Genomic DNA, 15378 nt, shown 5'->3' with positions numbered 1-15378 from the left:
ATCGGTCTATGAGCGGGGCAAAACCTCGCATCGCTGTGCGATATGGTCCATTGGCTGTTTGTCAGTGGACCATATCGCATAATGGTTCGAGGTTGTGCTTCGGCGAGTGGGCCTGTAGGGGCCGTATGGTCGGATGACCCGAGGTTGTGCTTTGCTGAGAGGTTGTGGGCAGGGCGAGTGCTCTGGTGAACCGAGGTTGTGCTTCGCTGAGAGGCTGTCGACGGGGCGGATGTCCTGGTTGTCCGAGGTTTTGCTTCGGTAGGAGGCTATAGGCGGGCTGAAAGTCCAGATGGCTCGAGGTTTTGCCCCGTTGGGCGAGAATGCTGCCGCCGCCGGTTCATGAGTGACGCGCAGTTTGTTCGCATAGCACGTTACAATCGAACATATGTACGAAAGTCTGAGTCTGTTCGCCGAGCCAACTCGGTCATGGTTCATGCATGCATTCGGGAAGCCCACCGAAGCGCAGAATCAGGCGTGGCCGGCCATCGCCTCTGGCGAACATGTACTGGTGATTGCACCCACCGGCTCAGGCAAGACGCTCGCCGCGTTCCTCTCCGCCATCGATCGATTGCTGCAGCCGGGAAATAAACGGACGCGTTCGAAGCGCACAGGTGTACGCGTTCTCTACATTTCACCGCTCAAGGCGCTTGCGGTGGATGTGGCCAAAAACCTCGAACAGCCCCTCGACGGCATCGCCGCGCAATGCGAAGCACAGGGGCTGCATGCGCCGAACATCACCGTCGCCACCCGATCGGGGGATACCACTGCCCAAGAGAGACGCCATATCGCCTCCCACCCACCGGAAATCCTGGTCACGACTCCGGAATCCTTGTATCTGCTGCTCACCTCCAAGACCAGACGGATCCTGTCCACTGTGGAGACGGTGATCATCGATGAGATCCACGCGGTGGCGGGCACCAAGCGCGGCGCCCATCTGGCGTTGAGCCTGGAACGGCTGGAACGACTGGTCTCCGAATCGCGCAGACGGGAATCTATGGACTCATCGGCGTCTGTCGAGGCGATACAGTCCGACAACGACGCCTTTGCCGACGCTGTTGTCGGCTCGATGACGGAGCATACGGGGCAAGATGACCGCATCGGTGGTGGAGGCCGCGCAAGTCAGTCGTGGCGTATCCAGCGCATCGGTCTTTCCGCGACGGTCAATCCGCCTGAAGAGGCTGCTCGATTCCTAGGTGGAGGCAGACCGGTGACCATAGTGAATCCGGGCGGCAGGCCGGCCATGGACGTGAAGATGGTCGAGCCGTTGGACAACATGCGGGATTTGGACTCCGGCAATGTGCAACATCGTGCGGGAGGCGCGGATTCCAGCCAGGCCAGGCCGTATATCAGCGGGGTCACACCGGCCATGCAGAGGCTGGCAGAGCGTAAGGGCATCACTGGTGTCGCTGATGGTGGTGACGAGGACGCCGAGCGTGACGGTTCGGTCTCTTCGGCAATAACGGGAGCCCGTGGCGACCGTACATCAGGATCCATATGGCCTGTGGTGGAGCGCAGCATCCTCGATGAGGTGTTGGCGCATCGCACCACACTGGTATTCGTGAACTCCCGAGGTGTGGCGGAGAAACTCACCGCACGGCTCAACGATATGTACGCCGAAAGCCCTGCCGCTGGCACTGGTAGGTCGTCTGGGCGAATTGGCTCGGATACCGATGAAGCGCATGAATCCCTTGGCCCTGGCTCTCCGGAAGGACGTGAGGGGTTCGCAGCCCACTACGATGCCGTGGTCGGCTCCACCACCATGCTCGTCGATGCCCATGAGGACGCTGATGTGATCGCCATGGCCCATCACGGTTCGGTTTCCAAAGACCGCCGCAAGATGATCGAGGAACGATTGAAACGAGGCAAACTGCGCTGTGTGGTGGCCACCTCCAGCTTGGAACTCGGCATCGATATGGGGTCGGTCGATCTGGTGATCCAGGTTGATACCCCGCTGTCCGTATCCTCGGGGCTTCAGCGTGTCGGACGGGCCGACCATCAGGTCGGGGGAGTGTCCCATGCCCTGTTCTACCCGCTTACCCGCCATCAGATTGTCACCTCGGCGGCCTGCATGGAATCGATGATCGCCGGCGATATCGAACCGCTGTCCATACCGCGCAATCCGCTTGACGTGCTCGCCCAACAGAGTGTCGCAGAGGCCTCCATGCATGATTTGGACGTCGAGGACTGGTATGCGACCGTACGTCGCAGCGCGCCGTTCGCCGAACTGTCCCGTGACATGTTCGACGCGGTATTGGGCATGATGTCAGGCGCATACAACACCGAGGAGTTTTCGGCATTCAAACCACGACTGATGTGGAACAGGGAGGAGGGTCGGATTTCCGCGCGTCCCGGCGCGCAGAAGATCGCCGTGACCTCAGGCGGCACGATTCCCGACCGTGGACTATACACGGTGGTGCTTCCCGAGGCGGATGCCGGCAAAGTCCAGCGGCGCGTAGGCGAACTGGACGAAGAGATGGTCTACGAGTCTCGTGTGGGCGATGTGATCACGCTGGGCACGTCATCCTGGCAGATTCAGGAAATCACGCGGGATCGCGTCGTGGTGACCCCGGCCCCCGGACGCACCGCCCGACTGCCATTCTGGCATGGTGAAGGTGCGGGGCGGGACTACGGGTTCAGCCGCACCATTGGTCGTTTCCTCCGGGAAACCAGCGCCGGTCTCATATTCGCTTCCGTCCTCCCGCGTGAAAGCAGTCCGACAGGGGAACAACCTTCCTATACCGGGGAAACGATATCTGGCTCCCCTCTCCGAGGAGAGCTGTCTGCGCAGCAGACTGAGGGGAGTTTCGAGGGAAAACTAGTTACAGCAACCATTCCATCTTCGCCTACCTTCAGCACGTCCATCCTCAATCGACTCCGCCACGACGGCCTCGACAGCAACGCCATCGCCAATCTGGCGCGCCTTATTGCCGAACAGCAGGCCGCAACCGGCATGATTCCCGACGACCGCACCCTGGTGGTCGAACGCACCCGTGACGAAGACGGCGGATGGCGAGTCGTGCTGCTCAGTCCCTTCGGCCGCCGCGTGCATGAGCCATGGGCCATGGCCATCAGCCGCCGACTCGCCACCCGATACGGCTTTGATGGTCAGGCCTATGCCGCCGATGACGGCATCGTTATCCAACTGCCGGACGGCGAAGGCCATATCCCCATGGCGGACCTGTTCCTGTTCGACCCGGAAGACCTTAAAACGGACGTGGAACGCCAAGTGGGCGAGTCCGTGCTGTTCGCCGCCCGGTTCCGCGAATGCGCCGCACGATCGTTGTTCATGCCCCGCTCCGAACCCGGCCGCCGCGTGCCTCTGTGGCAGCAGCGGCTCAGGGCGGCGCAACTGCTGCAATCCGCGCGCACGGCCAAAAACTTCCCATTGCTGCTCGAAACGGCTCGTGAATGCTTGCAGGATGTCTACGATATGCCAGCCCTGAACGAGGTGATGACCGGGCTCCAATCCGGCGCTATCGTCGTGAAAGACGTGGAGACCGAAACGCCGTCACCGTTCGCAGAGAACATCCTGTTCGGCTTCGTCGGCGCGGTGATGTACCAGTACGACCAGCCGCAAGCCGAACGCAATGTGCAGTTGCTCTCCCTCGACCCGCAGGTGCTGGAACGGCTGCTTGGCACCACGGATATGGCGCAGGTGCTGGACTCGGACGTGATTCACGATGTCGAAAGGGAGCTGGGGGAGCGTACCTTCTGGAACGAGCTCGCGGACGATGATGTGACAGGCCGCGTGACCCGTTACGCCAAAACGCATGGTCCCTTCACCGCGGAGCGGCTCATTGCCGATCTTCATCTGACCGTCACGGATGCCGTGCATACGCTGGATGCGCTCACCGCCAAAGGGGAGCTGCTGCAAGGGCATTTTACGGATGCGGACTCCACTGATGCGGATTCCGGTGGGATGGTGTCGGCCGGCAACGGCGATGCGACGGTCCAATGGCTGCACAAGGACGTATTCCGCCGCATACGCGCGCGGTCGCTGGCCAAAGCGCGCAAGGCGGTCAAACCGGTCGAACCGTCCGCCTATCAGATGTTCCTGCTCGACCGGCAAGGCGTAGGACCGGTGGGAGGTGAACGATACGAGGGTGTGGACGGGCTGATGCGCGTCGTCGAACAGTTGGAAGGCGTCGCCCTGCCCGCCACACTATGGGAATCCTCGGTATTCCCCGCACGTGTCCGCGATTACCAGCCGGCGTTGCTGGACGAATTGCTGACCTCCGGCGACGTGGTCTGGGTGGGAACCAAGACCGGTGCCACCGGTGCGCTGGAGGTCGGCGAGGTGGCGTTCCATCCGGCCGACTCATTGCTGCTGGACTCAATGCCTTCCGGTCCGGCGCCATCGGCCTCATTGGCGTCGGGCAAGGTACCGTCGAGTTCGGAGCTATCGGATGCGGTGCCATCGGGTACAGTACTGTCGGGACAGGGCGATTCGGACGAGCCATCCGTCACCATGCCCGAATCGATACTCGCGGCGTTGGATTCCGGTGGAGCCTTCCATGCGAGGCAATTGGCGGATGCGGCCAAACGCGTCTGGAGCGAGACCGCCGAACCGGACATCGACCCGAACACCGGCGAGATCATCCCGCAGGAATGGAGCGAACGGCAGTTCAAGGATGCCCTGTGGAGCCTGGTATGGCAGGGAAAGGTCACCAATTCCAGTTTCGCGCCTGTGCGTGCATTGAGCGCGGGCGCGAATGCTCCACGCAAAACCGGCGCATCGCGTCGGCGTGGAAGGATGGCTCCGATTCGTCGCGCCGTCACGGATATGACGTTGGGCGGACTATGGCTGGCCGTACCCGGCGCCAATCGGGAAGCGGAGGACGCGCAACGGGAGCAGGCCGAGCGCCTGCTCGCGCTGGTCGATGCGCTGCTGGACCGTTACGGCATCATCGCCCAGCCGCTGATCGACCGCGAGAATGTGCCCGGCGGCTATTCCGCGCTCTATCCGGTGCTGAAGCGCATGGAGGAGCATGGCCGTCTGATTCGCGGCATGTTCGTTCGCGGCTTCGGTGCGGCCCAATTCGCCGAACGTGAGACCGTGGATGCGCTGAGGCATCCGTTGGAAGGACGAGCGCAATCGGTGGTGGCATTGAGCGCGCTCGACCCGGCGAATCTTGCCGGCACCGCCATCGGCTGGCCGGCAGTCGCCGCCAACGCCGTCAAGCCGGTCAGAAGGGTCGGGTCCGTGGTGGTGCTCAGTGAACAGGGGCCGGTGCTGTACGCAACGATAAAATCCAAACACCTCACAGTGTTCGACTGGGCATCCCGTCCGGATGCAAGCCGCGATGCCGACGGGGCATCACGCGACGTCGACAGCCGATGGCGCAGGGCGGCCTCGGAATTGGCCTATGCGCTCAAGCGTGACGGCTCAGGAACCGTGACCTTCGCGGACGTCAACGGCGAACCGTTGAACGCCCGTCACCCCTTCGCGCGCATCCTCCATCAGGCCGGCTTCGTCCCCGTCCCCCAAGGCATGCGCCTGTACTGAGCGGTGATGTGTTCCGAAGACCGCCGGCGAGGACGGCACATTGAGGACGGCTCATAAACGGTGGCCATGCGAGTCCTGGATAGCCATCGGGGCGACGAGCCAGCAACACTCGTTGGGAGCCGTCAAGCTGGTTACGGTCGCCGTGCAGCAATCGACCCCAGCACCCGTGGATAACGGCGGTTGCAGGAGACCACGGTCGCGCCCATGGCAGCCAGGCCGAAGACGACCATCACGGCCAATACCCATGGCAAGGTGAGTGTGAACGCCAGCACCGTAAGCAGCAGCATGGGAAGCGATGCAATCAGGGTCGCCGCCGATAGCGAACCCATCGAGCCGGTGTGAGTGGCGAGGAACATCTGCTCGGTCGCGAATGCCAGCGCCGCCGGTGCCAGTACGACATAGATGACCCGCATGACGGTGGCCGAGGCATCGAGCCCCGCCCATGCCAGATAGCCCACGGTGGTCAGAATCATGAACTCCGCGAGGAGCACAGGAAGCAGACTCTTGGCCAGGCAGTATCCCAGCATCGAGCGCCCCGAACCGCGCCAGTTCTCCAACGTGCCGTCGGTCTGCGGCACCACGCTCAAGTCCATCGAAGACGAATTGGAATACAACGTGCCGAACGCCAGCATCGATGCGGTATACCCATACCACGCCGCCAGCCCCTGCGCCATGCCCCATACATTGATCGTAGCCAGTTGCTGCGGCGAGGAGCCAGACAACAGTACGGCGAGCATGATCGGTATGAACAGCCACATGCCCACTGCAAACGCCAAGTATAACGGGCTTTTACGTAGCAGCGTCCAATCGTGCCAGAGCATCGCCCTCATCGCGTGCCTCCCAATCCGAAGTCCACATGATCGCGCTCACGGCCGAGCGTGGCCGCCTGCCGGAAGGCGTCGATATCGTCGAAGTCGGCGAGCAGGCAATCCTTGGCCACACGCTTGTCATCCAGAACAATCACACGGTCGGCGACCTCCCAGCAGTAGTCGAGGTCATGCGTGATGGTCAGTATCGTGCGTCCATCCGCCTTGAGCTGCCGCATCAGGTCGATGAGGAGCTGCCGGGTGACCGGATCGACCGCGTTGGTCGGCTCGTCCAGCAGGACGAGCCGGGGATTGAACAGCATGCCGGCCATGATGCCCGCACGCTTCCTCAATCCGCTGGAAAGATCCTTGACCTTCTTGTCAAGATGCTCGCCGAGTTCGAACGCGCGGACCATCGGCAGTCGGTCGAGATGCTTCAGGTCAAGCGGATGCGGGTCGTCATGCGTGGCGTACAGCATCGAACGGAACCTGAGATTCTCGCGGATGGTCATCGTGGGGGAGAGATTGCCCGAATCGGTGAGCTGGAATACATCACGCATGGAGCGGAACACGTCGGCGTTGATGGTCGCAGAGCCTTCCTGTGGGCGCAGCAGTCCGGTGATCACGCCGAACAGGGTGGTTTTGCCCACTCCGTTATAGCCGAGGATGCCCAATGACTGTCCGGCCGGCACGTCAAGGTCGATGTGCTCGAGCACGGGTTTGCGACGCCTGTATCCGAACGTCATGTCCGTGACGCGGATGGCGAGCGGATCCTGACCTGCGGGTGCCGCTGCGGCCGTTCCTGATGCGGAGGGCATGACGGATACCGTCGAATCAGAAGTTACGGGGGCAGATGCCGTGGACGTCGTCGCGACGATGGAATCGAGTGTGGTAGTGGTCATGATCGTTGCCTTTCCCTTGATGAATATCGACCACAGGTACAGCGCCAGCGCGGCGAGCGTTGGCGTGACGGCCAGCGCGACGCCCTGCGGTCCCGCGATGGTCGCGCGGAGTGCGGGAGCGTCGAGGAACGCGAACCCCATCAGCGCCGCGGACAGCACGGTGATAGGGATTACGGCGTACGCCAGTTGCGCTGCGAGATACTGCCGGAACGGACGTCCGCAGGCGCGTACCGAAACGATGGTGCCGTTGGCGAAGTCGCTGCGGATCGCGTCGAGCGACAGCGTCGGCGCCAGGCCCATCGTGAACGATGCGACGGCGAAACGTAGCATCACCCCGGCCATGTCAGGGCCCATGGCCAGCGGGGTGATGGTGGCGATCAGTGAGAGGGGTGCCACGATGGCGATAACGGCGGTGATGAGCATCGCCGTGTTATGCCGGATCTGCTGCAGATCCTTGTACAGGACGGCCTTCATATGAGCCTCGATTCGTGGATTGGCCGGTGATATCGGGAAGTGATGTCGGAACGATGATTTCGAGTATGCTTGCGCCAGGCCATGCGCGAAACCGCGGTTTCAGGTATGGCTCACGCCAGGCGATGGTGTGTGTTATTCGGGTTGGCGAACTGTGAGAATCCCGCGCCCGCTGTGGCGGATGTGGGGCGACGGCTATGGTTCGGTGGCTATTGGCGGTTACCGGCGGTCTATTGCCCGGCGACGATCTGCCTCAACGCTGCCACATGCGACCGGAATGCGGACCCGCCCTCGCTGGTCAACCTGACCCATGTGACCTTGTAGGCCTTGCCGCCCTCATCGGCTTTCTTGTCCAATTGCACGTAACCGTGGTCGGCGAGCGTCTTCAGATGCTTGGAGCAGGTGGCGTCGCTGATGCCGAGCGTGTCGCGCAGCACGTCGAACCGCAGGGTGCCGTAGGTGTCCAGCAGTCCGCAGATGCGCAGCCGCACCGGGGCGTGGATTACCTCGTTGAAGATTGGTTCCGGATCATCCGACGCCATGATGCGTCTCCCCGTCGCTGGTGGGTTCGCCCATGGGAGTCGTGCGTTGCCTGAGCGCGCGGATGGTCTCGCTGAGTTCAAGATGCTCCATGAAACCGTTGAACGCAGCACCCACTGCCGTGACCGCCACGGCCGACCACCAGGCGTTCGTGGCATAGCCCACCGCCAGGGCAGCGGCTGCCGGAATGAAATTGGCGATGGCATGCACGGCGAGGATGATCCGGAACCGCCGGCTCTTCATCACAGGCCGTGGGGGAAGCCATTGGATGGCGACGCCCTGCATGTGGCAGGTGAACAGCAGCATCGCGTAGACCAACAGCACGGAAACCGCCAGCAATGTGAATATAAGCCATGCGGGATTGCCCGGCTGATGGAACCGGTTGAGGAACACCTGTGGAATCAGCCAATACGTCAGGGTGATCATGCCATATATCACCGTCACCCATATGACGGTCGGGACGCGGTTTCTCTCGTAATAGTCGGAGGCGAGCCTCGCCCGATCCGTGTCCAAGGCACTCAGTGCGTCCAAGGCGGCCGGCGCATTGGACGCTATCGACGGGTTGTCCAACGCCCGAGGGGGCAGCACAGGTTGTGGTGTTTGCGCTGCCTGCCGTGTATCGGATTGGCGCTGTTGTTGCTGCAACCGATCGCGCGGATCGTTGCCGACGCTCGGCCGTGTATCCTGCATATCCGCCATGATGGCCCCCTTTTGCGGTTCCTTGAGCGTAGACGTTAGCTTGATCGCTGGCTGCGCTGCGACGCAAACCACTTTCCGCTACGGAAAACAGTACCACTTTCCGTTATGGAAACAAGTTGTGTGTCGGCATGGCGAGGCGGGCACGGAAAATGGCGGGCAACGGGTATCCCACAGTGCAGGGGAATTCCCCGGCATATATAGTCCATGAAAGAGAGGCCGACGCGGAACTCGTCTTAGCGGATGCGCCAGCTGGAGTCTCGCCGCGTCATGATAAGACCGGCGCGTGTGAGCTTCTTGTTCAGTGTGTACAGGGCGTAGTGGAGCAGTCCCTGCTGCTCGAAATACGGGCCGCTGACCAGCTCGGCGAGCCTCTTGATATCCACGAATTCGCCGTTGGCGCGCACCAAGGCCTCGAGCAGGCTGTATTCCAGACGGGACAGGTTGATGGGCGCGTGCGTGGAGGCATAGTATGCCTTCCGGTTCGTGGTGTCCAGAGTGAGGTTGCCTCGGATGATCATCGTAGGGGAGCCGGGGGTGAGCGCCTCGACATGGGAGAGCAGCTCCGTGTCGGAGAACGGTTTGCGCAACACGGCGTCGGGCTGATTCAGATGTGACTGATCGGTGTGTGACGCATCGGTAGGGGCCGTCGGATGGCTCGCAAGAGGCTCGTATTCGTCAGGCAAGGCGCGCCACCGATTGCCGGCACCTGTGGTCCGGCTCAGTGGTGTGGACGTCAGCAGCAGGATCTTGATATCGGGCGCAGCCTTACGAAGCGATGCGATGAAGGAGCCATCAGGCGGTTCCACCATGTCCTCATCGAGTACGATGGCATCATACTGCGGTTCGGCCTGCCCCAATTCGGCGAGCGTATCGGCATGTGTGGCGGTCTGTTCCACATCGTGATGCGCGCCGAGCAACGTGCCTCGAATGGCGCGGGCCAGCGGCTCGTTCGTCGCGGCGACCAAAAGCCTCATCATGCATCCTTTTTCACACCCAGTATTGCTACTGCCCAGTCTAGGACGGGGAATCGGCTTTCGGATGATTCAGCCGATGAAGGCGACAGGTGCGGCGAGATCCACGCCGGAGCCGTCGCGGCGCATGTCCGGCTTCGGCAGTTCCACCGGCGTGCCGGAGGATGTGGCGGCACGCAGCGGGTACAGGCCCACCCACGCCAGAATCAGCGTGTTCTGGCCCTTCAGGAAGCGCTGCGAGCGCACGCCGCCCGTGGCACGACCCTTGGTCGGGTACATCTCCAACGGCGTCACTTTGGCGGCGCCGTTCTCGGTGCCGGGCAGCGCGTCCTCGTCACCGGCCACAGTGAGCACCACGGCACCGGACGCCGAGCTCAGGCCGTTCTCGCCCTCCTCATACGTCCACGCCACCTTGCCTGCGGGCACCACGTTGAACGCCATGACCCGTGCACCGTCGGCCAGCTTGATGCCGGCCATGCCTCCTGCGGTGCGGCCTTGCGGGCGCACGTTCTTCGCCTCGAACGTCAAGAGGGAGGAATCCGAGGAAATGAACACCAGACGGTCGTCGTCCTCGGCAGTGGCGGCAAACACCACCTCATCGCCATCCTTCAGATCGATGACAGGCCAGGAGTCCATCGTGGTGGGAGCCTCACGGTTCCAACGCTTGACCACACCGTTGCGGGTGCCGATGGCCAGCGAGGGGAGCGGTGCGTCGGCTGCACCGGATCCATCTTCCGGATCGCCGGCCTTCACCGGCTCCATGGCGATGGCGGTCACCACATGTTCACCCGGAATCGGATCGGTGGATTCGGTCATGCCGATCAGCTCGTCCGCCTGCACGCCACCGGTCAGGGCAAGCGTCTCGGAAGCGGGCAACGCCGGCAGGTCGACCACATGGGCCAGTACCAAGCGTCCCGCCGACGTGATCAGCGCATATGTCGCCTGCGTGGAAGTCGGGAACAAGGCGGTGATCTGATCGTTCGTCTGACGCTTGTCGGAAGAGGAGCGGGCATGGTACACGTCCAGTGCGCTCGGCGTGGTTCGTGCGATCAGACCTGTGGCGCTCATCAACACCACACACGGTTCGTCCTCGATCTTCAGGGCTCCCGCCAAGGCGTTCTCCTCGCCGCTCTTCCTGGCGGCCTTGGTCGCAGCGGCGACATCGGCTGCCGCCGAGGAGATGGTGGCCGCGGACTGCACCGCTTCGAGTGCGGACTGGGCGAGAGCGGGAGCGGGGGCGCCGAATGCGGAAACCGGGGTCGGCGTGCCATCGGGATCCACATCCAGCAGCACTGTCCGACGCGGCGAGCCCCACTTGGCGACCGCCTCGTCCATCTCGCCGGTTACCACCTTGTCCAACGCCTCCGCGGACGCCAGGATACGGGTGAGCTCCTCGATGCGTTTCTTCAGATCATCGCGCTCGGCCTCAAGCTCGATGCGATTCATCTTGGTGAGCCGGCGCAGACGAAGATCGAGGATGTACTGAGCCTGCACCTCGTCCAGGTCGAAGACGGCCATCAAACGGGTCTTGGCGACATCGGCGTCATCCGAAGTACGGATCACCTGGATCACCTCATCGATGTCGAGCATGGCCAGCAACAGGCCCTCGACCAGATGCAGGCGTTCCTGCGCCTTCTTCTTGCGGTATTCGCTGCGGCGGCGGATCACCACACGGCGGTGATCGATCCATACCTGCAGCATCTCTTTCAGACCCATGGTGTGCGGACGGCCATCCACCAATGCCACATTGTTCATCGCGAAATTGTCCTGCAGCGGCGTGTGCTTGAACAGTTGCACCAGCACGGCATGCGGGTCGAAACCGGTCTTGATCTCGATGACCAGACGGGTGCCGTTGTGCCGATCGGACAGGTCGTACGCGGCGGAGATGCCTTCGAGCTTACGGTTCTTCACGCCGTCGGAGATGCGTTCGATCACCTTCTCCGGGCCCACCATGTAGGGCAGCTCGGTCACCACGATCGCCTGCTTGCGTGCGGTGACATGCTCGATATGCGTGGTGGCGCGTGTGGTCAGCGTGCCACGGCCGGTCTCATACGCCTCGCGGATGCCGTCACGGCCCAGGATGGTGCCGCCTGTCGGCCAGTCAGGGCCCGGCACATAGCGCATCAGCTGTTCGAGCGTGGCCTCGGGATGGGCCATCAGGAACTTGGCGGCGTTCACCACCTCAGCCAGATTATGTGTGGCGAGGTTCGTGGCCATGCCCACGGCGATACCCGAACCGCCATTGACCAGAAGGTTCGGGATCGCGGCCGGCAGCACGGTCGGTTCCTTGAGCTTGTTGTCGTAGTTCGGCGTGAAATCGACCGTATCCTCGTCGATGTCCGCATTCATGCCGAGGGCGGCGGGAGCGAGACGGGCCTCGGTGTAACGGGATGCCGCCGGACCGTCGTCTAGCGAGCCGAAGTTGCCGTGCCCGTCCACGAGAATCAGCCGCATGGCGAACGGCTGTGCCAGACGCACCATGGCCTCGTAGATCGCGGAATCGCCGTGAGGATGCAGCTTGCCCATGACCTCGCCCACCACACGGGCGGACTTCATATACGGGCGGTCCGGATTCAGGTTCATCTGGCCCATCTGGTAGACGATACGCCGCTGCACCGGCTTCAACCCGTCGCGCGCATCGGGCAAGGCGCGCGCATAGATCACCGAATACGCGTATTCGAGGAATGATTTGCTCATCTCCTCGTTCAACGGCGTCTCGACGATATGCTCCTTGACTGTGCGCGGATCATAGGTCTGCACGGACGGTTTGCGGTGTGATGCCATGGAACTCCCTTTCAAACTCGCCCCATATTAGCAGTGCCCCTGCGCACGTGCGCCGTTCATCGTCATCCATCATCGATTGTGGGCTTATTGGGGCTACCATGAACCATATGACTGTCGATACGCCGGAAATGGACCAACTGCTGCGCCTGATACCCACCGTGACCTATCAGGACGCCAATCCGTCAGGAGCCCTGCACCTGTCCTCAGTGCTCCCCGCATTGTCCAGCGCCATAGGCCATCCGACGCCCACCCCTGTGCACGCCGATCCGAAAGCATGCCAGGAAGCCTTGGGACTGCCTGATTCGGCTTCAGCCATCGTCGTGCTGGTGGACGGCCTGGGATATTGGAATCTGGCCATGCGGCTGGGCCATGCACCCTATCTGCGCTCACTGATGAACGACACCGCCAACCAGCGTCCGATCGCCACCTGCGCGCCCAGCACCACCGTGGCGGCCATGGCCACGTTCGGCACGGGCACATGCCCGGGGCTGACCGGCATGGCGGGCTACACGCAGCTGGAGCCGAACAGTCGCAAACTCATTCAGCTCATCCAATTCAAGGACGCCTTGGTTCCCAAGCCGGCCAACCCGCACCATCCCCAGCCGCCCATCATCGACCCGCATGAGCTGCAGCGCGAACCCACGGTGTTCGAGCGTCTCGCCGCCCAGCAGGTGCGGGTCACCAGCTCAGGTCTGCCGAAGTTCAAAGGGTCGCCCCTGACCGAAGCGGCTCTGCGCGGCACCGATTACCGGGCTGGGGTCACGCCGCGCGACCGCGTGCTTGCCGCCGCCCGCGCCGCCCGCGAACCGGGGCTCACGTATCTGTACATCCGTGATGCCGACAAGGTTGGACACAACTACGGATGGGATTCGGAACAATGGGTGGCCGCTTTCGAGCATATCGACGCGCAGCTGGCCCTGTTGAGACGCAGCGCTCCCCAAGGGACGCTCATCGTGATCGTGGCCGATCACGGCATGGTGCAGGCCGATCCGGCGCAGCGGGTGGACATCGCCGCCGAACCGCAGCTGATGCAGGGCGTGGAGCTGGTTGGAGGTGAGCCGCGCTCGCTGATGCTGTACGCACAGGACGGCGAGGACCCGGAGGATATCGCGCGGCGGTGGCGCAATCGTCTGGAGGACCGTGCGAAGGTGCGGACGAAGGCGCAGGCGATAGGAGATGGATTGTTCGGCCCGGTGTCCGAACGTGTGAAGCCGATAATCGGCGATGTGATCGTACAGGCCGCCGATGCGGTCACGATTGTGGATTCACGCACCCAAAATGACAAGGCCACGCATCTGCCCAGCGTGCATGGTTCGCAGACTCATCTGGAGATGGAGATCCCCTGCCTTATCGACGTCGCATGACATGTCGGTGAATGACGCCGACGGCGGCGTGCGGCGTTCAGTCTCCGAATAGGATCTCGTCCCAGCTGGGCACAGCGGACCTGCCTGACCGGCGTTTGGGAGTCTTGCCGGCATGGGCGGATGCCGTTCCGGCAGTGGATGTCTCGGAATTGCCGGTATCGCCCGCACCCGTGTTCGCGCGACTTGCCGCGGGCAGTCCCGAAGGCGCGTCGACTGTGGCGGGGGCGACTGCCTGTATGGTGGCTTGTACGGATGGCGTCGTCTGGTCCGTGGCCAGTCCGGCAGTCTGGGCCGTCGTGGGATTCGCTCCGGCCGGCATACCGTTGGACACGACAGCAGCGGAATCGGCTGGACCTGACACCGGGATAATATGAGCGCTGCCGTCGACAGATGTGTCAGCCTTGGATGATCCGGTAGGTGTCGCGAGCACAGCCGCACCCGGGAATTTGACCGGAGGCATGGAACCGGAGATGCCGGGATCGGTGGAGGCTCCCGTCCCGACGGCGGCTTGCGGCACGGCCGCGGGAATCGACGGCTTTGGCGCCGCCCATGCGCTCACCGCCCGCTCGATGCGCGCCGAGCGTATGGAATCTCCCGGCAGCTCGGGGCCGGGGAGCAGTCTCGCCGCGGCTTTGGAGTCATCCGCGGCACTGTGTTCGCCCAATAACTTGCGCGCCGCGTTGTTCAGGCACACCACGGAATTATCGTGCATGTTCCAAGTCCATTCGGCGTGGATCTCCCGTCCCGCGGAGGTGAATACCGCCACGATGCGCCATGGCTCGAGTCCGCGGCGCGTGGATTTCCAGGTCACCGATTCCATGCCGATGGAAGCGGAGGCGAGCGTACGCTCCACCAGATCGTTGATGGTGCGGACCCGGCTGTCTTTCGGGGCCGGCACAGTCAGGAACTGTTCGATGGCATACTGTTTCTCGGTTTCCACCGCTGCGGAGAAGCGCCGCACCAATGTTTCGCTCAGACCATAGCGCTCGGCTACTCGGGAAGGATCCGCGCCCGCGCGGATCAGTGATTGGATCTGGGAAATCGGCAATGTCGCCTGTTCATGCGGCTGGGCTGGCTCACGCTGTTCGCTTCTGACCTGCTTCGCTTCGAGAATCGCACGTTCGAGCGTGTCGTCCAGGCTGACGGCCACCTGACGGCCACCTACGGAGAAAATCAGGTCCCCCGCTTCGCTGACACGCTCAAAATGGGCCTTTTCAAGCCGATTCTCAGGCATACGTACTCCACTTTCCTTGCCAAGGACATTGCTATATTCCAGTATGCCCCACGTGTCGAACTTTACATGTATTTCAAATCGTGTACCCTATGGCCGAGTAT

Annotated in this window: 9 protein-coding genes; 2 read left to right on the top strand and 7 right to left on the bottom strand. The window is 62.6% G+C overall.

Annotation, left to right across the window (positions count from 1 at the left end):
- Positions 1–385: 385 nt before the first annotated feature.
- Positions 386–5506 carry a DEAD/DEAH box helicase gene (locus BW14_RS01560; protein WP_140489149.1) on the top strand — a complete coding sequence of 1707 codons (5121 nt, stop codon included), beginning with the start codon at positions 386–388 and terminating at the stop codon, positions 5504–5506.
- Between the two features lie 131 nt (positions 5507–5637).
- On the opposite strand, the gene BW14_RS01555 is transcribed toward BW14_RS01560, so the two are convergent.
- From BW14_RS01555 to BW14_RS01530, 6 genes are all read right to left on the bottom strand, one after another.
- Positions 5638–6282, bottom strand: a complete 645-nt coding sequence (locus BW14_RS01555; RefSeq protein ID WP_140462349.1) for a hypothetical protein — start codon at positions 6280–6282, stop codon at positions 5638–5640.
- A 50-nt stretch (positions 6283–6332) separates the two neighbouring features.
- Positions 6333–7688 carry an ABC transporter ATP-binding protein gene (locus tag BW14_RS12175; RefSeq protein ID WP_238567019.1) on the bottom strand — a complete coding sequence of 452 codons (1356 nt, stop codon included), beginning with the start codon at positions 7686–7688 and terminating at the stop codon, positions 6333–6335.
- Positions 7689–7915: 227 nt separating this feature from the next.
- Positions 7916–8227 carry a transcriptional regulator gene (locus BW14_RS01545; RefSeq protein WP_044088879.1) on the bottom strand — a complete coding sequence of 104 codons (312 nt, stop codon included), beginning with the start codon at positions 8225–8227 and terminating at the stop codon, positions 7916–7918.
- Complete coding sequence (locus BW14_RS01540; protein ID WP_140489148.1) at positions 8214–8924, bottom strand: hypothetical protein; 711 nt, start codon at positions 8922–8924, stop codon at positions 8214–8216. The genes BW14_RS01545 and BW14_RS01540 overlap by 14 nt, the downstream gene beginning before the upstream one ends.
- A 233-nt stretch (positions 8925–9157) precedes the next feature.
- Positions 9158–9901: a response regulator transcription factor gene (locus BW14_RS01535; protein WP_258186021.1), complete on the bottom strand. Its 744-nt coding sequence runs from the start codon at positions 9899–9901 to the stop codon at positions 9158–9160.
- A gap of 66 nt (positions 9902–9967) precedes the next feature.
- The gene (locus tag BW14_RS01530; protein ID WP_140489147.1) at positions 9968–12679 is read right to left on the bottom strand and encodes a DNA topoisomerase (ATP-hydrolyzing) subunit A; all 2712 of its coding nucleotides are present in this window, start codon (positions 12677–12679) and stop codon (positions 9968–9970) included.
- Between the two features lie 107 nt (positions 12680–12786).
- Here BW14_RS01530 and BW14_RS01525 point away from each other — a divergent pair, with 107 nt between their 5' ends.
- The gene (locus BW14_RS01525) at positions 12787–14043 is read left to right on the top strand and encodes an alkaline phosphatase family protein (protein WP_140489176.1); all 1257 of its coding nucleotides are present in this window, start codon (positions 12787–12789) and stop codon (positions 14041–14043) included.
- 37 nt (positions 14044–14080) lie between these two features.
- Here the strand turns inward: BW14_RS01525 and sepH are convergent, their stop codons facing one another.
- Positions 14081–15277 (bottom strand): septation protein SepH, encoded by a 1197-nt coding sequence (gene sepH, locus BW14_RS01520; RefSeq protein WP_140489146.1) that lies wholly within the window; start codon positions 15275–15277, stop codon positions 14081–14083.
- Positions 15278–15378: the final 101 nt, after the last annotated feature.

Origin of the sequence: Bifidobacterium sp. UTBIF-68 (assembly GCF_006408855.1) — a bacterium.
Classification (GTDB): Bacteria; Actinomycetota; Actinomycetes; order Actinomycetales; family Bifidobacteriaceae; genus Bifidobacterium; species Bifidobacterium reuteri.
The sequence above is the reverse complement of the archived record's forward strand: the minus strand, read 5'-3'. Positions and strand labels throughout refer to the sequence as shown.